At 68.3% G+C, this 18,674-nt stretch carries 19 protein-coding genes and 2 pseudogenes; 5 read left to right on the top strand and 16 right to left on the bottom strand.

Translation table 11 applies throughout. The features are described 5' to 3' along the window. Positions 1-350: 350 nt before the first annotated feature. Positions 351-554 (top strand): annotated as a pseudogene (locus tag AQJ46_RS54785) (transposase); the annotation flags it as partial. A 41-nt stretch (positions 555-595) separates the two neighbouring features. On the opposite strand, the gene AQJ46_RS43770 reads toward AQJ46_RS54785, so the two are convergent. Continuing rightward, positions 596-1,546 carry an SDR family NAD(P)-dependent oxidoreductase gene (locus AQJ46_RS43770; RefSeq protein WP_059210923.1) on the bottom strand — a complete coding sequence of 317 codons (951 nt, stop codon included), beginning with the start codon at positions 1,544-1,546 and terminating at the stop codon, positions 596-598. 477 nt (positions 1,547-2,023) lie between these two features. Between AQJ46_RS43770 and AQJ46_RS43765 the strand changes: the two genes are divergently transcribed. Beyond that, positions 2,024-2,692, top strand: coding sequence for an SMI1/KNR4 family protein (locus AQJ46_RS43765; protein ID WP_225887566.1), 669 nt, complete (start codon positions 2,024-2,026; stop codon positions 2,690-2,692). Here AQJ46_RS43765 and AQJ46_RS59185 read toward each other — a convergent pair. The 9 genes and pseudogenes from AQJ46_RS59185 to AQJ46_RS43720 form a co-directional block, all read right to left on the bottom strand. Then, positions 2,663-3,094 (bottom strand): hypothetical protein, encoded by a 432-nt coding sequence (locus AQJ46_RS59185; protein WP_404828522.1) that lies wholly within the window; start codon positions 3,092-3,094, stop codon positions 2,663-2,665. The two genes, AQJ46_RS43765 and AQJ46_RS59185, sit on opposite strands and share 30 nt — an antisense overlap. Positions 3,095-3,610: 516 nt before the next feature. Further along, entirely contained in the window at positions 3,611-3,838 is a 228-nt protein-coding gene (locus tag AQJ46_RS43755; protein WP_059210922.1) for a hypothetical protein, read from the bottom strand. Continuing rightward, on the bottom strand, positions 3,835-4,434 hold the full coding sequence (locus AQJ46_RS43750) for a hypothetical protein (protein ID WP_159064164.1): 600 nt from the start codon (positions 4,432-4,434) through the stop codon (positions 3,835-3,837). Before AQJ46_RS43750 ends, AQJ46_RS43755 begins: the two co-directional genes overlap by 4 nt. Before the next feature lie 257 nt (positions 4,435-4,691). Beyond that, on the bottom strand, positions 4,692-4,949 hold the full coding sequence (locus AQJ46_RS43745) for a hypothetical protein (RefSeq protein WP_059210920.1): 258 nt from the start codon (positions 4,947-4,949) through the stop codon (positions 4,692-4,694). Between the two features lie 81 nt (positions 4,950-5,030). Further along, positions 5,031-6,305 (bottom strand): multidrug effflux MFS transporter, encoded by a 1,275-nt coding sequence (locus AQJ46_RS43740; RefSeq protein ID WP_059210919.1) that lies wholly within the window; start codon positions 6,303-6,305, stop codon positions 5,031-5,033. Between the two features lie 123 nt (positions 6,306-6,428). Further along, positions 6,429-7,370 carry an SMP-30/gluconolactonase/LRE family protein gene (locus tag AQJ46_RS43735; RefSeq protein WP_059210918.1) on the bottom strand — a complete coding sequence of 314 codons (942 nt, stop codon included), beginning with the start codon at positions 7,368-7,370 and terminating at the stop codon, positions 6,429-6,431. Between the two features lie 104 nt (positions 7,371-7,474). After that, positions 7,475-8,134: pseudogene (locus AQJ46_RS43730) on the bottom strand (NADPH-dependent F420 reductase); the annotation flags it as partial. Positions 8,135-8,188: 54 nt separating this feature from the next. Next, positions 8,189-9,196, bottom strand: a complete 1,008-nt coding sequence (locus AQJ46_RS43725; protein WP_208617086.1) for an SMP-30/gluconolactonase/LRE family protein — start codon at positions 9,194-9,196, stop codon at positions 8,189-8,191. A gap of 133 nt (positions 9,197-9,329) precedes the next feature. Next, positions 9,330-10,109 carry an MBL fold metallo-hydrolase gene (locus tag AQJ46_RS43720; RefSeq protein ID WP_059210916.1) on the bottom strand — a complete coding sequence of 260 codons (780 nt, stop codon included), beginning with the start codon at positions 10,107-10,109 and terminating at the stop codon, positions 9,330-9,332. A gap of 97 nt (positions 10,110-10,206) precedes the next feature. Here AQJ46_RS43720 and AQJ46_RS43715 point away from each other — a divergent pair, with 97 nt between their 5' ends. Together AQJ46_RS43715 and AQJ46_RS43710 are read left to right on the top strand one after the other, a co-directional pair. After that, on the top strand, positions 10,207-11,145 hold the full coding sequence (locus AQJ46_RS43715) for a helix-turn-helix domain-containing protein (RefSeq protein WP_059210915.1): 939 nt from the start codon (positions 10,207-10,209) through the stop codon (positions 11,143-11,145). A gap of 165 nt (positions 11,146-11,310) precedes the next feature. Further along, complete coding sequence (locus tag AQJ46_RS43710) at positions 11,311-11,823, top strand: winged helix-turn-helix transcriptional regulator (RefSeq protein ID WP_059210914.1); 513 nt, start codon at positions 11,311-11,313, stop codon at positions 11,821-11,823. 641 nt (positions 11,824-12,464) lie between these two features. Here AQJ46_RS43710 and AQJ46_RS43705 read toward each other — a convergent pair. Together AQJ46_RS43705 and AQJ46_RS43700 are read right to left on the bottom strand one after the other, a co-directional pair. Then, positions 12,465-13,544 (bottom strand): Glu/Leu/Phe/Val dehydrogenase family protein, encoded by a 1,080-nt coding sequence (locus AQJ46_RS43705; RefSeq protein WP_059210913.1) that lies wholly within the window; start codon positions 13,542-13,544, stop codon positions 12,465-12,467. A gap of 42 nt (positions 13,545-13,586) precedes the next feature. Next, entirely contained in the window at positions 13,587-14,495 is a 909-nt protein-coding gene (locus tag AQJ46_RS43700) for a dihydrodipicolinate synthase family protein (RefSeq protein WP_079072706.1), read from the bottom strand. Between the two features lie 223 nt (positions 14,496-14,718). On the opposite strand from AQJ46_RS43700, the gene AQJ46_RS43695 reads away from it, so the two are divergent. Further along, a complete protein-coding gene (locus tag AQJ46_RS43695; RefSeq protein WP_059210911.1) occupies positions 14,719-15,588 on the top strand; it encodes a Na+/H+ antiporter NhaC family protein in 870 nt (289 codons plus the stop codon). A gap of 613 nt (positions 15,589-16,201) precedes the next feature. Here AQJ46_RS43695 and AQJ46_RS43685 read toward each other — a convergent pair. The 4 genes from AQJ46_RS43685 to AQJ46_RS43675 form a co-directional block, all read right to left on the bottom strand. Next, positions 16,202-16,495: a hypothetical protein gene (locus AQJ46_RS43685; RefSeq protein WP_059210909.1), complete on the bottom strand. Its 294-nt coding sequence runs from the start codon at positions 16,493-16,495 to the stop codon at positions 16,202-16,204. A gap of 7 nt (positions 16,496-16,502) precedes the next feature. Beyond that, entirely contained in the window at positions 16,503-16,859 is a 357-nt protein-coding gene (locus AQJ46_RS43680) for a hypothetical protein (protein WP_059210908.1), read from the bottom strand. A 213-nt stretch (positions 16,860-17,072) separates the two neighbouring features. After that, the gene (locus tag AQJ46_RS53220; protein ID WP_079072705.1) at positions 17,073-17,321 is read right to left on the bottom strand and encodes a hypothetical protein; all 249 of its coding nucleotides are present in this window, start codon (positions 17,319-17,321) and stop codon (positions 17,073-17,075) included. 537 nt (positions 17,322-17,858) lie between these two features. Next, positions 17,859-18,500: a helix-turn-helix domain-containing protein gene (locus tag AQJ46_RS43675; protein WP_063803924.1), complete on the bottom strand. Its 642-nt coding sequence runs from the start codon at positions 18,498-18,500 to the stop codon at positions 17,859-17,861. Between the last annotated feature and the right edge of the window lie 174 nt (positions 18,501-18,674).

Genomic DNA, 18,674 nt, shown 5'->3' with positions numbered 1-18,674 from the left:
AAAGGGAGTCCTCCCGGACGGGGCAGTCGTCGGTGAAGCAGGAACCCCAGCGGGCGACCGCTGGAAACCCCCGCCTTTAGGCGGAGGAGGAAGTCAACTCCACCAACGGCGAGTTCCGGCAGCTTATGGCCGCCATCGACACCGTCCTCTCCGCCCAGGAAGCCAAGTGACCACCATGCGCACCCTCCCCGACGCCGACCTCACTGTCCTCGCCGACTCCGACAGGGTCCTGGCCAACCTCCACCTCGCCGCACCGGGCGTGACCGGCACCTTCGACGTCCACGATCCGGCCACCGGCCGGGTGATCGCCCAGGTCCCCGACTTCACCGCGCACCAGTCTCTCGACGCCGTGCCGTCCGTTGTCGCTCGTCCTGACCGCGGGACAGGCCGCCGACAGTCCGCAGTTCGTACCCGTGCTGCAGAAGGTGCGGGTCCGTCTGCCTGCCGGCCGCCCCCGCACGCTGCCCGACGCGGTCGCCGCAGACCAGGCCTACTCGTCCCGCGGTAACCGCGCCTACCTGCGCAAACGCAACATCAAGGTGGCCATCCCGAAGGCAGTTGGCCACCGGATGGCCGCCCTGGGTGCGGTTTGGGCCTACCGAAAGCCGAGATGCGGATCGGTGCCGGCCAGCTCACCGCTGGCGGCCCACAGGCGAGTGGCGACGGCTGGGTCGGCCATGTGAGAGGGGACGGGCTCACGCCGTGGTACGCCACGCAGGCCGAAGGCCCTCGGCCCCCACAGCTGCCCTCCCTGCACCTCCGAGTCGAGGACGGCACGGACGACGGGCCATGCTCCGGCGTCCTTGCCCTGCACCAAGAGCCCGGCGGGCAAGGCTCGCAGCCGCTCACCGGGGGTTGTCACGTGTACCGGCGGGCGGGACGGGGTGAGGGAGTCCAGTGCGCCGCCGGGGTGGGCCACCACACTGAGCACCGTGCTGCCGACGGCACGCAGGCGGCGATCGAGTTCGAAGCCGAAGCACATCTGCGCCAGCTTCGATCGTCCGTAGGTGCGCTTGGGCCGATAGTCCTGGGTCGACTGCAGATCGCCCAGGTCCAGTCGCTCGGACCGCGCCACGAAGCTTCCCACCGTCACGATGCGGCCCGCCGACGCCGCGGACAGCAGGGGGGCCAGCCACTGGGTGAGCGCGAAGTGGCCAAGGTGGTTGGTGCCGAACATCAGCTCGTGTCCGTCCTCGGTCTCTCGACGCGGCAGGTCGTCGAGCGCGACCCCTGCGTTGTAGACCACCGCGTCGAGATGATCGAGGTCCAGCCTGTCCACGGCGGTCTTCAGGGATGACAGGTCGGCGAGGTCCAGTTGAAGGTGCCGCACATGCGCGCCGGAGACGCGCGAGCGGATCGAGGCCATGGCGGCGTTGGCCTTCGCGGCGTCACGGCTGCCGAGTACGACGACGGCGCCGGTGGCGGCGAGCTGCTCCGCGGCGAAGTAGCCGATCCCGGCGTTACCCCCAGTGACCAGGAAGATCCTGCCCTCGGCAGACGGCAGCCGGTGAACGTCCCACGGTCGACTCTGGGTTGCGGAAGACACGATGACATACTCCTAGCGCTCTGGGGCAGCGTGCTCATGGGGAGCACCAACCCGCCCAAGGTCGCAACCTCCACCGACATGCCGCCGACAGATCACGGACACTGCCGACAGACTTCCGACACCCCTCCGGAGAAGGCAGAGAGCAGGAAGGCCGGTCAACTCGGGCGCTCAGTCACACTGCTTGATCACAACCACACACAGACCCTAGGTCCTTGAGAGCTCGTAACACGATCTTGGCGAGTGTGGTCAGGTCAAAGCGTTCGTCGGATTCATGCTTACCTCGGGGGATCCATCAGAGCCTCGGACTGGCCCGGTAGGGCTGCTCTCACTGGCTGCCTGATCGTCTCTGGGTGATGTGGCGTGTGCTTCCGGTACGGTTCGCGGCATGACTGGCGTGTTCGACGTGGCCCAGGCTCTAGGCTCCGGAATCACCGACCGGGAGCGGGCGTGGGCATTCATCCGCGGCTTCGCCGCTGCTTGGGACGTGCCGCTGACCGAGAACGACGGCACGCCGGCAGCGGAACTGGCGCGGGCGAGGCGACGCTCGGCTGCTCCCTGCCGACCGCGCTGCGCGAGTTCTACACGCTCCTGGGCACGCGGTCCGGCCTGATCGCCAACCAGGATCCGCTGCTGCCGCCCACCGAGATGTTCGTTCATGACGAGTGCGGCGGTGTCCTCGTCTTCCGCAGCGAAAACCAGGGACGCGCCTTCTGGGGCATGCGCCTGCGCGACCTCGACCAGGACGATCCGCCGGTGCTCGTCCAGGCGCGGCACGGCTGGGTGCCGTTCTTGGACCGGGTGTCTCTGGCCTGCGTCGAGCTCGTACTGAGCGAGGCACTGTTCGGCGGTGGAGGTCGGCTGTACAACGCGTGCGAGCTGCCGGCGGACCTACTTGGGGCGGTGCCCGAACGCTTCCAGCGGGTCGCACTGCCCGACTACCCGATGTGGACGGGAACGGAGGACTACCCAGTGCGTTGGTTCTCTGCCCCGGGGCAGTTGCTGCGCCAAGACGGCTTGGGCGCCCACAGTTGGCTGCACGTCCGGGGCCGGACCAGGGCCGACCTGGAGGCGATCTGCGAGGAAGTCCCCGCGCGGTGGGCCCTGGGATACACGGAGTCACTGGACGCGGAACCGCTCCCCTTCTGAACCCTCATGATTCGGGCCTGTTGAGACGTCGCCAGCAGATGAGGCTGCAGGCCAGGGATACGAATGCGTCGTGGAGTTCGGTGCGGCGTTCCCATCGGACGGCGAGCCTTTTGAAGTGGTGGAGCAGGGCGAAGGTCTGCTCCACGACGTAGCGGAGCTTGCCCATACCCTGGATGTTCGGGGCGCCCTTGCGGGAGATGACCGGCAGGATCCGGCGTTTGCGAAACTCGTCGCGGTTGGCGTTGGAGTTGTAGCCCTTGTCGCCGAGCAGGGCATCGGGGCGTCTGCGTGGCCGGCTACGGGCGGCATGCCGTCGACCAGGGCGAGGGTCTGGTTGACGTCGTTGACGTTCGCCGCGGTCGTGATGAACTTGAGCGGAGTGCCGAGTCCGTCGCAGATCAAGTGGTGTTTGCTGCCTGTCTTCCGCCGGTCGACCGGCGACGGACCGGTGTCGGAGCCCCCGTTTTTTCGCGCGGATATGAGAGCCGTCCACGCAAGCCCTCGACCAGTCGAGGTGGTCGGCCGCGTTCAGTTCGGCCAGCAGGATCCGGTGCAGCTGGTCGAAGACCCCTGCCTGCTGCCAGCGCTTCAGGCGTCGCCAGCAGGTCTGCCCGGAGCCGAACCCCAGCTCCAGCGACAGGAGTTGTCAGGCTATGTCGTTGTAGAGGACGTACAGGATGCCCTGCAGGCAGAGTCGGTCCGCCAACCGAAGGCGCCGCCAACCTGTTCGACAGCATCTGGATCGAACCCGTCCAACGTGTCGGCGAAGCTGAACCCTGCCTCGTCGTCATCATCCGTGTTCCAGGAGGACGCGAGAATCCCAACCTGCTCGCCCCGCCCCCACGTAGCCCTCTGCTTCCATCGAGAGCAAGACCTTGGGCTGCTGCGCGCATGAGCCGCGGCGCCCTGACCGATCTCCTATGGGCATTCATGCGCGCGGTAGCCGTACCCGCTGACGTACTCGATGCGATGACCGTCGCCCTCCTGGAGGACAAAGAGGGTGCCGGCCCCCGGGCTCCAGTACCGCGGAACGAGGAACGTGCGGTCGCCGGAGATGTAGAAGAGCCGCAGTCCGGCGTAGCGGTATCGGTAGGCGCTGCCCTTCGTCGTGATCTGGAAGATGCAGCTGCCGCCCCCGCGAATCATGAGGTCGTCCTTGCTGAAGACGACGACTGCCGGGAACTGATCATCGACGGTGCCGGTGGTCTCGGCTGCCCGACCCGGCCGACAATGCCCGCGTAGGCGGAGACGGCGGCAAAGAGTGAGAGCACGCTGATCAACAGGGTCAGCGCCCACAGGCGGCGCTTGCGCAGGCGTTCCGCGTTCTGCTGCCGTGCCGTCAGCGGCGTACCCGGATCCGGTGGCCGCGTGCGCGCGTAGGCCGCGGACAGGAATCCAACGATGGTCGCGAGCGGGATGACCAGGTCCAAGGCCGCCGGGGCGAGCGGACACAAAGGGATCAATGCGAGCAAGGGCAGCCAGGCAAAGCGGAGTGGTCGCCACACCCGCTGTGCATGGGCGGGATCGCGCTCGACCAGGTGGTGAAGCCCCATGGCGGCCAAGGCAGCGGTGGCCGCGATCCAGGCGGGGATGTACAAGGCGTCGACACTGCGCAGGAGGTAGTCGCTGGTGGAGAAGTGGAACACCGTGTCACGCAGCCCCAGCGCCTGGGTCTCGGCGTCAGTGCTGGCCCATCCGAAGTAGAAAAGCACGGCGGTGAGCAGCGAGATGAGGGATCCCACAGTGCCCACCAGCTCCGCCCAACCGGCCTTGCCGGATGCCAGCTCCGGCTCTGCGGACTGATCGGGCTCAGGATCGGGCGTCGGATTGGGTGTCGGTGGTGAGGCGGGACTCGGTGACGGGTTTGGTACGGGATCCGGTTCAGGGTCAGCAGCGCCCGCCGGGTCCGGTGGCGGCTGCCGTGGCCGACCGGCCCGGTTCAGCACCTCACGAGCCTCGGACGCGAGCGCACGCCACCACCGGATTCTGCGAGGCTCGCTCACTGTTGGGCGCTGCCTGCGGACGCGGAGGCGGAGTCCGGCCACTCTATGGGGAGAGCCGCGGGCTTGGTGAAACTGGTCGGTGAGGAGTTGCCCACTTCAACGGTGATGTCCACCGTCCCAGGATGGTCAGGCAGATCGAAGTCATCTGGGATGGCGAACTCCACTACGTACTGCGCAGTTTCTCCATCGCTGACGAACTGGAGGGGAATTTCGAAGCCGTCGCTATCGACGAGCTTGGCGTCGTTGAGGAGCACGCCGCTGCATGGGGGCAGGCTCGTTTCCTTAAGGTGTCCGTATGCGCGAACGAGTGCGACGGCATTGGCTGGTTCGCGGGCTTACTGGGCCAGCGGGGCCGAAATGGGACGCCTTGGGCGGCACAGGGCCAGGAAGCAGACCGTTGCGGCCAGCGCGAGGCCGAGCACCGACAGGGCCATGGGCAGGGCGGTGCCCTGGTCGCCGAGACCGGCGAGGGCGGGCGCGAGGGCTCCCATGAGGAACTGTGTGGTGCCCAGGAGCGCTGAGGCGCTGCCCGCCGCGTGCGGGGCACGCTGAAGGGAAAGGGCGGTGGTGGTGGGCAGGATCATGCCGACCGGGCAGGCGGTGAAGAACAGCGCGCTGGCGATCCAGGGCAGGCCCACGTGGGTGAGGGTGGCCAGGACGACCAGGGCGGTGCCGGCGGTGGCGAGTACGGCCAGGCCCGCCCCCAGGATGCGATGCGAGGGGAAACGGCCCAGGAGCAGTTTGCCGTTGAGCTGCCCGGTGGCCACCATGCCGACCGAGTTGAGCGCGAAGAGCAGGCTGTAGGTCTGCGGGGAGGCGCCGTAGACCCCTTGCAGGGTGAAGGAGGAACCGGCGATGTAGGCGAACAGGGCGGCGAAGCCGAGGCTGCCGGTGAGCAGATAGCCCGAGAAGCGGCCGTCTTTGACGAGGTCGCGCATGGTGCGCAGGGTGTCGGGGAGCCCGCCGCGCCGGCGCTGATCGGCCGGCAGGGTCTCGGTCAGCAGGGTCGCGGTGGCGGCGAGGATGACCAGGCCCAGCACGGTGAGGGTGACGAACACGCCGCGCCAGGAGGTCAGGCGCAGCAGTTGTGCGCCGAGCACGGGGGCGAGGATCGGCGCGGTGCCGGAGACGAGCATCAGCGAGGACAGCAGGCGGGCGGCGCCGAGTCCGTCGTACAGGTCACGGACGACGGCCCGGGCGATGACGATCCCGGCGGCGCCCGCAAGGCCCTGGACCAGGCGCATGCCGATGAGGACCGTGGGATTGGGGGCGACGGCGCACAGGAGGCTCGCCGCGACGTACACGGTCAGGCCGGTCAGGAGGGGACGGCGCCTGCCGAGGGTGTCGCTGAGGGGCCCGATGACCAGCTGGCCCAGGGCGATCCCGGTCATGAAGGCGGTGAGGGTGAGCTGGGTGACGGCCTGTGAGACGTGGAGATCTCCGCTGACCTGAGGGAGGGCAGGGAGATAGAGGTCGATGGTGAGCGGGCCGAGCGCGGTCAGGGAGCCCAGGATCAGGACGAGGGGCAGACGGCGCGGATGGCGGTCCGGGGACGGCGCGTGGAGGGTGTCTGCTGTCCCGGCGCTGCTGGTCGGGGAGTGTTCGGACATATCGGTTCCAGGGCTGTCGGGGAGAGCGGGTCGTGCGGACCACTGTGCTGCCGGTTCTGCACGGGCCGGTGCCGCGCGGTCGGCGCGGCACCGGCGCCGGTGGGATGCGTCCTGCCGGCCGCGTCAGCGGCCGAGGCGGGCGATGAGCAGGTTGGGGTCCTTGCCGGTCATGTAGGCGGCGCTGGGGACATACACCTTGCTGCCGTGGACCGCGATGGAAGTGGGGGTCTGAAGACCGTCGGCCAGGGTGAGGACGGTGGTTTGGGTGCCGTCGGGGCGGACGAGGTCGACCTGGTTGTCGTCGCGGGCGGCGAGCAGGGTGTCGCCGTGGCCGGTGAACGCGAAGTCGTCGATGGACGGCATGCCTGTGGCCCGGACCTGGATCCTTCCGGCGGTGCCCTTGGCGGTGACGGGGATACGCAGCACGGTGCCTCGGTCGAGGTTGGTGGCCCAGACGGAACCGTTGTGCAGCTTCAGGCCGTTGGCGCCGGCGAACGTGGTGGGCTCCAGCTGCGTGCCCTTGGCCCAGACGGTGGCCTTTCCGCCGCACGCGGGGAGGCGGTAGATGACGCCGTGCACGGAGTCCGTGACGTAGAGCTTGTTGGTGTGCTGGTCAAGGGCGAGGCCGTTGGGCAACCCGTCGGCGGGCAGGGCGGCGATACGGTGCGGGCGACCACCGGGACGTACGACCCAGACGCCGGTGAGGTCCGCGGTACCGGTGGCGTAGGTGACGTACAGGGTGCCGTCGTCGGCGCGGGCGATGCCCCCGACGAACGCCTTGCCCAGGTTGGGGGTGTTCGCCTTGGCGGGGGCGGGCAGGGTGGCCAGGACGTGCGGCCGGCTGCCCGGAATGACGCGGACGATCTGCCGGGCGAAGGAGAAGGTCAGGTACGCCGCCCCGGTGCGGTCGACGGTGATGTTCTCGGGCTGCTGCGAGGCCGCCAGCTGGAAGTGGTTGGTGATGTGCGGCGCCGAGAGGGGCTGGGTCGCTGCGGTTGCGGTGGCCGCGGAGGCCAGCAGGACCGCGGTCGCGGCGAGGGTGGTCAGGGAGGTACGGACGCGCATGGGGTGGTTCTCCTGGTGGGGTTCTGCTGACGGTCCACTGCCGGCCCGTGGGGGTCGCGGGCCGGCAGTGGGGCTCGATGGGGTGCTACTGCTACTGCTACGGCTCAGGGGGCGACGATCTTGATCGTGCTCGCCCAGCCGTGGCCCGCCTCGCGGATCTGCAGGGCCATGTGCAGCAGCTGGAAGCCCTCCAGCTCGCGGGCGTGCCTGAGCGCGCCGACGTCGACCGAGTTCAGCCCGCCGGAGGTGACCAGGTCGGCGACCTGCTTACGGGCGGCCTCGTCGTCACCAGCGATGAAGACGTCGAGCACAGTGCCGTTCACCTCGCCGGCGATCAGGGTCGTGGCGAACGTGGTGTTGAACGCCTTCACGACACGGGTGCCCGGTGCGACGGCCTCGGCGATCTCTTCGGCGGCCGAGGTGCCCGGGGCGACGACGAGTGCGTCGAGGGAGGCGTCGACGGGGTTGCTGATGTCTACCAGCACCTTGCCGCTCAGCCGCTCTCCGTAGGCGGCGGCGAGCTGCTTGGCGGCTTCGAAGGGGACCGCGAGGACCACGATGTCCGCGGTTTCCACGGCAGATGCGTCGGCGGCGGCGATCCGGCCTTCGCCGGTCGCCTGCCCGCGCAGTTCGTCGACGAGCCGTACGGCCTTGCCGGGGTCCTTGGCGGTGACGGTGACCGTGTGTCCGCCCGCCAGAGCCCGGGTGGCGATGCCTCGGGCCATGTTGCCGGCACCGACGATGGTTATCTTCATGAGGGTGGTGTCCTTCCTCCTGTACTGCGCTGCACTCGTGTCCTGTCCTGTGCCTGGTTGCTGTCAGACGTGGACCCGCACCACGTTGAACGGGAGCACCGGGTCGGTGATCTGGAACTGGAAGTTGACGATCAGCAGGTCGCATCCGTCGACGGCGGCCGTGGAGGGGCTGTGCATGCCGTGGCCGTGGACCGTGCGCACGAGTTCGGCCTTGGTGTAGTCGTGGCTCAGCTTCAGGACGCTGATCTGGCCCTCGGGGTGGTCGAGTTCGGTGACGGCGGTCAGGGTGTTGCCCCTCAGCACCAGGCCATCGCCGGAGACGCCCTTGGCGCCCCCCAGGTCGACCGGGACGACCTGGTGGGTGCGCAGGTCGACGCGGTAGAAGGCGTAGTCGTTGTAGTCGGCGAGCAGGACGTAGCGGCCGTCGCCGGTGACCACCAGGCCGTTGCCGTTGAAACCGTCGTCGTAGACCATCGGGGAGTTGCTGAGGTCCACGCCCACGTGCAGTGGTTGCTGGACCTGCTTGCTCTTCAGCTCGGCGGCGGTGATGTGCCACAGCGCGGGGTGGATCGAGTCGGAGATGTAGGCGTCGCCGTTGGGGGCGAGGGCCACGTCGTTGAGGAAGGTGTCGGTACGGCCGGTGTCGAACACGTGCAGCAGGGTGCGGGTGCGGGTGTCGTAGACGAAGACCTTGCCGGTGGCGCCGCCGGCGACGATGAGCCGTCCCGCGCGGTCGGATTTCATGCCCGCGACGGAGGTGCGTCCGTCCTTTCCGCCGGGCAGGAACACCTGGGTCGCGCTCTGGTGGACGTCACCGCGGTAGATGGTGCCGTCGCTGGTGCTGCCGACGTAGAAGAAGGGCGTGCCCTGCTGGCGTGCGATGCCCTCGGGGTAGGTCTTGTCGCCGGGGATGGAGTAGCTGGCGGGCAGCGGTTCCCGGTGATGCCAGGCGGCGGCGTGGGGCGCATCGCCGCCGGAGGCGGCCAGAGCCGGGGCGGTACCACCCAGGACGAGGAGGGAGGCCACGGCTACGGCGGCGGCGCGGGGACGGAAGAGGCGGTTGTGGGACATGACGGATCTCCGGGCGTGAGTAAGTGAGCAGACCAAGAGGGTGATCAACAATGTGGGGCAATGAGCGCAGAGGACGCGGTCCGCGCCGAGTGCCCCGGATCCGCGCGGCGTGGGCGGTACACGCCGGCGGCGCTCAGTTGCCGGCCGGGAAGAGGGAGCGGTTGGCGATGTCGATGATGAACGGGCCGACGTGGGCCGGGTACTTGTCGACGATCGCCTTCTTGTACGCGTCGCCGTCGTCGCCGAGCAGCTCACGCGCGTCGTCGAGATAGCGGCGGATGTCCTGGTAGACCTCCGGGCCGGTGGGGGCGCCGTGGCCGGCGAGGATCGTGTCGTACCCGGACTCGGCGGCCAGGGCGTCGACGGCCTGCTGCCAACCGGTGATGTCGTTGTTGCCCAGGTAGAGGTGGACGTCGTTGTAGACGAGGTCCTGGGCGATCAGGACGCGCTGGTCGGGGAGCTTGATGAGCAGTTCGTCGGCGGCCTCGCCACCGGAAACGGCCTCGAAGACGAAGGGGACGCCGTCGATGACCTCGGTGCCCGGGATGATGGCCACGGTGGGGGTGAAGTCGCTGAGGGGGATGACCTGTCCGGTGGGCAGGTGGCTGTCGCCGCGGGCGATGATCTGCTCGCGGACCTGGGCCAGGGCGTGGACGGGGGCACCGAAGCGGGCGGCACCGTTGTAGTGGTCCGGGTGGGCGTGGGTGACGATGAGGCGGTCGATCGGCTTGCCGAGCCCCTGGGCGTAGGCGATGGCCTCGTCGGCGTAGGCGGGCAGCAGCTGGGCGTCGATCGCGATGACGCGGGCCGGGGTCTCGATCAACTGAGTGGTGGTGTGGAAGGTATCCGCCGGGGACATGTAGCTGTGGATGCGCACCGCGCCCTTGTCGAGGACCGTGACCGTGCCGTTCATGAGGGACTCCTGGAGGTGGAGGCGGCCCTGCGCCGCCTTGACGACCTCAACTTTCGTCGCGAAAGCGCAGGCAGGCGAGATACGCTGAAGACGCGGCATGGTAAATCGAGGACATCTGGAGATCGTGGTGCGTTACGGGGATCCTGGCGGCGCCGACCCTGCTCCGGACGGGGCCATCCTTCGCCTCGACTTCAACCCGCCCGAGGAACGGGTCCCGGGTTTCGAGATCATCGATCTCGCCACCTTGCACGAGCGACGGCGGCGGCGGGGCCGGCGGCCCGACCTGGTGCACCGGGTGGACTTCCACACCCTCACCCTGATCACGGAGGGCAGCGGGGAGCATGCGATCGACTTCGTGACCTACCCCGTCCGTCCCGGCACCCTGTTGTGGGTCCGGCCGGGCCAGGTCCAGCGCTTCGTCCGGCCCGGCACCGCGAACGGCACGCATCTGCTGTTCACGCCGGCCTTTCCCCCGCACTCCAGCAGCGCCGACCGGCTGGTGAACGAGTGGTACGGGTCAGCATGCTGGCAGCTCGGCGCGAGCCCCGCGTACGCGGGGCTGTCGACCCTGCTGGGCCAGCTGCGGGCCGAGTACGACCGCCCGGAACCCACCGTCTCGGCGGAGATCCTCCAACTCCTGCTGGCCACCGTGCTGTTGCAGATCGACCGGCTGCCCCACCCCGACGGCGGGGGAGACCCGCGTTCCGGCGGCGAGGCGTACGCCCGCTTCCGCGCCGAGCTGGAACGCTCCTACGCCACCACGCGCCGGGCCGCCGACTACGCCCACCGCCTCGGTTACACAGTCAAGACCCTGACCCGCGCCTGCATGGCCGCCACCGGGCAGCCCGTCAAACACGTCATCGACGGCCGCGTCGCCCTGGAAGGGCAGCGGCTGCTCGCCCACACCGACGAACCGGTGGCGACCATCGCCCGCCGCCTGGGCTTTCCCGAACCCACCAACTTCGGCAAGTTCTTCACCCGCCACGCCGGCGAGACTCCTGGTGCTTTTAGGCAAACCCACCAGGGGCAACAGTAAGAGCGACCCCGGGAGTAAAAGTCAAAAGTCGTGAGAGGGCTCCGGACTCCATCAGTGACAGCAGGGTGCGCTCGGCGCGATCGAAGCAGTCACCTGTCGTACGCTGCCTTAAGTCAGAAGCCATCGCAGATTCTCGATCACGGTGCATAAGCGTATAGTGAGACCATGCCGACTCCACTTCGCGACTCCCTCACCGACCGCGACAGCTGGTACGACGTTCCCTGTTCAGGGCGCCTCGCCCTGGAGCTCGTCTCCAACCAGTCCACGTGGATTCTCCTGCGGGAGGTCTACTACGGCACGACGCATTTCACGGATCTTGCACGTCAGGCGAAGGTAAGTCAGCCCACGGCATCCGCGCGTCTGACGGAAATGGTCGACGCCGGCCTTCTCAACAAGGTCTCCTACCAAGAGCGCGGCCAGCGCTCCCGTGAACGCTATGTGCTCACCGACCGCGGAAACCAGCTCATGGCAGTGTTCTTCGCCCTGATGCAGTGGGGCGACCGGCACCTGGCCCCCGACGGGGGCGCCGTACGCTTGCGCCACGCAGATTGCGGCGCGGGTGTGCGCGCGGAACTGCACTGCAATGTCGGACACACCGTCACGCCGGACGACCTCGAACTGGTGCCTGGCCCAGCCATCGCCAGCACCGAACCGCTCCAAGAGCCTGGCGCCGTCTGAGCGCCTGCGCCTTTCTGGATGTACTGGAGACTGCCTGGAGCGCTTTGAGTCGGCGTCGGTGATCGCTCGGGCCGGCGCGGCCAGGTGTCCTTGACGGAGCTGGACCGGTGAAAGCAGCCGCAGGCGAGGGACAGGTTCTGATGGACGGATTCCTGGCCCGCTCTGAGCGCTTTTCTTCGATCCCTTGGCTTTGCAGAACAGCTCCTGCTGTAGGCGCTTGAGTCAATCTTCCTGCCGACAGCGAGCTCAACCGCTCGCACCCGAAGAACGCGCGGTTGAAGAGCAGTCGATCGCTACCTGTCTGAGGCCTGGCGTCGGCTGCGCTGTAGCGTCTTCGGATCGTCGTGCCCTGGTTCAACCCCTGCGTGTCGACGTTCGACGGACATCATGCGGTCTGGACTGAGCCTTCAACGGCCAGACGTGCCGGAAGACTTCTGGCGGCGATCCCGAGAGCCAACGCTACTCAGCGGTGGCCGCGAGGGCGCCGGTCGGCAACCGTGGTGTCTCTGATGGCCCAAAGGCCAGCAACCGCATCGGTAGTCAGTGCGCCGGGGGACCGGCGTGACGTCCATGATTGTGCATGGGTACGCCAGCCAGTCCCGCCGGCATTGGCAGGCAGAGGCCCCGTCACCGGGCCCCGCCTATTGCGGCCTGATGGTCTCGGCGGCGGCGAGCCGCTCGCGCGCGAGGTCGTAGGCGGCGGCGAGCGTGGTGACGCCGTCCCGGTGGCTGCGCTCCAGGGCCCGGGTGGTCGTCTCCGCGATCTCGTCGAGGCGGTGATCGGCCTGCTCGGGGGTAAGGTGCTGGAGCTCGATGCCGCTGGCGTAGAGGATGCCGCCGGCGTTGGCGATGAAGTCCGGGGTCCAGATGATGTTGCGCTCGCGCAGTGAGTCGGCGACGGAGTCGGTGCTGAGCTGGTTGTTGGCCGAGCCCACGATGGCCTTGCAGCGCAGTCGCGGGACGAGCGCGGGGGTGAGGGTGCCGCCGAGCGCACAGGGGGCGAGGATGTCGACCTCGGCTTCATGGGCGGTATCGAGGGGGATCCAGGTGGCGCCGACGGCCTCGGCCTGCTCACGCAGGGATTCGTCGATGTCAGTGGTCGAGACCGTGGCGCCCCGCTTGATGAGCTTCTCGGTGAGGGAGCGGCCGACGGCACCGAACCCGATCACGGCGACGGTGCGTCCGTCGAGGTTGGTGGTGCCCCACAGGTGCTGGGCGGTGGCCAGCAGGGCCCGCTCCACGCCACCGGCGGTGCCGTGGGTGGTGGCGGGGATGCCCTCGGGGGTGATGGTGTAGCCGCCGACGTAGGGCGTACGCATGCGCATGGTGCGCATCTCGGTCGGTCCGGTGCCCACGTCGGGGGCGACGATGTAGCGGCCACCCAGCGAGTGGACGACGTCGGCGACGTCGAGCAGCAGGCTGGTGCGGAACTGGCCGTCGACCCGCTGGGGGCCGCCGGGCAGCAGCGGGACGACCGACTTCCCGCCGCCGGTGCCGTTGTTCGAGGCAGCGGCCTTGAACGTCATGGCGCGGCTCAGCCGCAGGGCGTCGACGACTGCGGAGACGGGGGAGTCGTACTTCGTCAGACGGACGCCGCCCAGCGCCGGTCCGAGCTTGGTGTTGTGGACGGCGACGATGACGGGTTGGCCGGTGCGCTCGCCGCGGCGGATGACCACCTCCTCGTGATCGATGGTGGCGTCGAGTTCGGTGTGGGCGTTCATCTGGGATTCCTCTTTGTTGGGTCCGCTGGTGGGGTGGGTTTGTCAGAACGCTGTGAGCAGGCGTCCGTCGAAGGTGTGGAGGATCTTTGCGATCTGGTCCCGCTCGGCGGCGGACACCGTGCGGGCGGGGCGCTGGGGTGCGCCGACGGGGAACCCGAGCAGTTCGAGGCTCGCCTTCAGCGCACCCACGAGGCCGTAAGCGAGCAGCTCGCCGAGGTGGTCGACCTCGTCCTGCAGAGCATCGAGGCGGGTGTGTCCGGCGGTGTCCTGCCTGGCGCTGACCAGCTCGGCCAGGAGCGGTGCGGCGATGTTGGACAGTGCGGCTACGGCGCCGTCCCCGCCGAGCCGGAGGGTGGCCGCGATCAGATGGTCGCGGCCCTGCAGCACGGCGAAGTCGGACGGACGGGCCTTGAGGAAGGCCGCTACCAAGGACAGGTCCCCGCTGCTGTCCTTCACGCCCACGATCCGAGGGTGCTGTGCGACCTCACGCAGGACTTCGGCGGAGATGCCGTTCCCGGCGAACTGGGGGATGTTGTAGAGGACGACGGGCCGGGGGGCATGATCGGCGAGGGTCACGAACGCGTCGATGGTCTCGGCGTCGGAGAGCGGGAAGAAGGTCGGCGGAGTGACCACCAGGTAGTCGGCCGCCGAGTCGGCGTACTGATCGAAGGTACGCAGGGTCGCATCGACGCTTGACTGCCCGGCGCCGACGTACAGCGCGGCTCGCCCGTCCAGCTGCTTCCCTGCGACCGCGACCGCTTCTCGCTCGACATCCGCGGGAAGCCACGGGTGCTCACCGGAGGAGCCCAACACGAAGACGCCGTCGACGTGCGGAACCAGTGCGTCGATGTGGCGGGACAGTGCGTCGCCGTTCAACTCGTTGTGCGGCGTCACCGGTGTGATCACTGGGCACACCAGGCCACCGGGGCGACCCGCTCGTGTCTTGGCCATTCCTGCTCCATTCGGATGATCAACCCGGTCGGTGAGGGGTCGACTGAGCGCAGCGTAGATGCTGACTTAAGTGTGCACAAGGCAGAGGTGGGATGCTTGAAAGGGGAGTTTTCCAAAAAGGTGGAGTTTTTCCTTCATCTCACTTGCGCTTTCCTATGTGAGCGCGGTTACGCTCCGCCGGACATCAGACCAGGCGTCTGCAGGGCTCTACGCAGGAGACGCGATGACCGAAACCAGATCCATTGACAGTTCGTCGGGCGCAGACACAGGGGCGGGGCCCGAGCTGGGGAGGCCGTCGCTCGCGTTCCGGTTCGGCAAGGTCGGGGCTTACATAGCGCCGGTCGTTTTCATCGGCGGAGTGATCGCCTTCTTCACGGGATACGGCACCTTTGACCTCACCGTTCTCGGGGTCGTCGGCCTGATGGCGTTGTTCGTGGGATCCGTGTTCGCCCGGAGCTGCTGTACCTTCTGGGAACGGGCCATCGACGGCGTCGCCTCGAAGAACTCCGCGACTCTGCTCCTTCTCCTGCTCTCGATCAGCGTCGTCTCGGCGATGATCAAGGCAAGCGGTATATCGAGCGGATTCGTGTGGCTGGCCACCGAGCTGAACCTGAGCGGCGGAGCGTACGTCGCGGTCGCGTTCCTGGTCGTGTGCGTCATCGCCATGGCGGCCGGCTCCTCGATCGGCACCATGTTCACGGTTTTCCCGATCCTCTACCCAGCCGGGGTGGCGGTCGGTGCGCAGCCGGTGCTCCTGGCCGGCGCACTGCTCTCGGGCGCGCTGTTCGGTGACAACCTGGCCCCCATCTCGGACACCACCGTGATCTCGGCGTCCTCGCAGCGCTACCGCCGGCGTGAGGGGCTGGCCGAGGTCGGCGGCGTGGTCCGGGCACGGGCCCCCTACTCGCTGAGTGCCGCGCTAGTCGCTGCGGTGCTCTTCTATCTGGCCGGGATGGGGGCCGGCAACCTGTTCGGAGGCAGCACGCACGCGGCGGCGGCTGCTGCGGGTGATCCCTCGCCGCGAGGCCTGGTCATGCTTGTCCCGGTGCTGGTGCTGCTGACTGTCGCGTTCGTCAAGCGTGATCTTTCCTGACCGCCCTGATCGGACTCGTCGCGGGCACGCTGGTGGCACTGGCCGCCGGCCTGATGTCGGTGAAGGACGTCCTGTCGGTCACCGACGGCAAGCCGACCGGCTTCCTCGTGTCGGGGGTGAGCGGGATGTTGCCGCTCATCCTGCTCGCGGTAGTCATCTTCGCGATGATCGGAGTACTGCAGTCCGCAGGCGTCTTCGACGACATCGTGGCGCTGATGACTCGTTCGAACCCCGGCAAGAGCCCGGTGCGCGCTTGCTGTCCTCGAATGCTTTGCGCAGTTGGCGGTACACCGAAGTCACATCGTCAGGATCCGGTGTGCGTGCGAGATCGCCGTGGTAGGGCTCGGTGCGCCACATACGTCCTGCGGCACCGTCAGGGTTGGGCGTCTGGGCCGCGTCCTGGGCGCGCCAGTAGTGTTCCTCGGCCACGGTGCGTCTCGGCGACCAGCGCGCCGGGCAGACATGGAAGCGTCGGCGGATGCCTTTGGGAACCTTGGCGAAGGTGATCCGGCCCTCGATCCGGATCTGGCCGAGGTGGAAAGCGCCAGCGAACTTGAAGGGCTGCTGGACGGGGGGTCTTGCGGGATGCCCGCCGGGACCTGGCGGTGAGCGGTCAGAGCTCCAGGCCGGGCCCCGGATCCAGGGGCCTGACCGCCTTGTTGACGTCCCACACCGGGCACTCGATCGGCGCGCACTGGCCTTGGGGCGTCCACGACAGCACCCCGGCGGGAGGGCCGGTCGGCTCCCGTCCCTCGGCGCGGATCTGCTTGGGGGTCCGCAGATTCCAGGGCAGAGTCTCGCTGGTGTAGACAGGCAGCGGCGGCGGTCCGGCAGGCTTCTCGCTGTAGTACGGATCCCCGAACAGGTCCCAGCCCAGAGGAGTTCGGGGTGGACGGCGTGGAGACATGCGGCCGCTACTCCGGGTCCGGCACGGCGTTCAGGGCGGCGTCCAGGTCGTTCAGCGCCAGGCGCATCGTCTGCACAGCGGTGCCGAACGCTAGGTTGTCGATCCCCTTCGAGTACAGGTAGCCCGGGTGCACGGTGAACGCCTCCGACACCCGCCGCGCGTTCGCTTCCTTGTCCGGCAACGCGGTCGAGTGCGCCAGATCCCAGGCCGCCTGCGGCAGATTCTCAGCGCCCATGTCTTCCCAGGCATCGACGTTCAGTGCCGTCTGTCTGACGTCGGCGACCGCCTCGGCCAGTGCTTCGCGCGCTTCCGCCACCCGCACCCATTCCGCTCCGGCCGGCGCCCGCAGTTCCTGCTTGTCCATGGCGGCAGTCTGCCCTAGCTGCGAAGCCAGTTAAGGCGAAACGGGACATCACGACCCGGAAGCCATTCTGTCTTCCTGCAACCCGGTGCACCCTTCAGTCTCACCGGGATATCGGTCAGTACTGGCAGGCGGGCAGCCTTGGGCCGACGCTGCTGGCATCACTGCGGTGGCTTCCCACCAGTTGAGGGTCGACAGGGGCCCGGGAGGCCCGGTTCAGGCAGGGTTGGGATCTTGAGGCCCACCCGGCGGGGGAGCAGGATCCTGCTGCGCTCCGGGCACATTGGTGGCTGCTTGGATGAAGCCGTCGACCACGCGGCCGAGGGCTGCGGCTCGCTCCGGCTCGCTGATCAGTGCGAGCGTCGTCATCCCGCGCTCGGCAGCGCGCTGCACGAGAGCGCCGGGGAGGGAGTCGCCGTAGCGGGGGGAGTAACCGGAGGCGACGCGCAGATGAGTAAATTTCACGGCTCGAACCTCCCGTCCCTTCGTTCGCCCCTCCCTGACCTACGTCCTCTCCAGGTATCCACCCTAACGCAAAATCGCACAAACGTGCGAACAAGTAGGAGGTGCGGATCGGTCGCCAAGGGGTGCGGTGGGATGCGGCAGGCGAACGTCGGATGGGTTCCGGGCTGTCGGTGGTCACTGCCAGGATGGCTCGCGTGACGATCAACGAAGTGACCCGTCACGCCGTGACAGAAGCGCATCGGGCAGGCCCTCGACGACATGTCCGGCCGGGCCGTCAGCCGGTGGCACGACATGGTCTGGAACGCCGTGCCGCTGCTGCGCGGCAAAACACAAGCCAAGCCGTAGGAAGGAACTGGCTGTGTGCCGTGCGGGACTGGTGTTGCCCTTTGGGGTCAGATGCCAAGCATGGTGTTGAGGTCGTCTAGCCTGCGCGTTTCACTTGCTGTCGTGTCCGGATCTTGAGCGGAAACACGAAAGTGCCTTGTGAGCCGGATGCCCTGCGGTCGGACACCTGTGACCCGTCCGGCCATGTCTGCGTCACGGATGCCGGTCGGCTTCGCCCGTCGCGTTCTGGACGGTGAGGAGCCGTACCCGTGAACCGTCACCGACGGCGCGCCAACGGTGGGGAGTTCCGCCAGGGTAGTAGATGCTGTCTCCCGGTCCGAGCACGTGGAGACGGGGTCCCTCCGCGGTCTGCAGGTCGATCTCGATCTCGCCGGCCACGACGTAGACGAACTCGTCACCGGGGTGGTCGTAGTACTCGTCGAACCGCTCCCCGACCCCGGTGTACTCCACGGGGTGGGCGGAGTAGGAGGGGGCCCCGAGCATGCGCGCCGTGCCGCCGCGGTTGGCCACGGGCAGGCCCTCGCCCGAGCGCACCAGGTGGACGGAGTCGGCCGAGGTGCCGGGATGCTGCACCGCCGCCACGGTCATGAGTGCCTGCTGGGTGGTGCCGAGGGCGCGGGCGATGCGGTGCAGCGATGACATGCTCGGGCGGGTCAGCCCCCGCTCCAGCTGGCTGAGGAACGGGTGGGAGAGCGTGGCGCGCTCGGCCAGCTGGACGAGGGTCAGGCCCCGCTCCTTGCGCAACTTGCGGATCGCGCTGCCGAGTTCGGCGCGCAGAAACGCGTCCGTGTCCCCGGTGGCGGGCGACGTGCTGTGGGCGGGTTGGGCTGACATGGCAGAAATCCTAAGGGGCGAGGTCGGCGGGCCGTTGAGGTCCCGGAGGCGGCCAGGGAGAGGTTTTACGCCGGCGAAACACCGAGGCCCTACTCTCAATGTTGATGACACGAACATTCTAGGTGTCGTCGAGCTCCACCGAGTCCATCGAGTCGCACGGGTCGTACGTGCCTC

Origin of the sequence: Streptomyces canus, from assembly GCF_001514145.1 — a bacterium.
Lineage (GTDB): Bacteria > Actinomycetota > Actinomycetes > Streptomycetales > Streptomycetaceae > Streptomyces > Streptomyces canus.
Note: the sequence above shows the minus strand (reverse complement) of the source record. Positions and strands in the feature narration are given on the sequence as shown.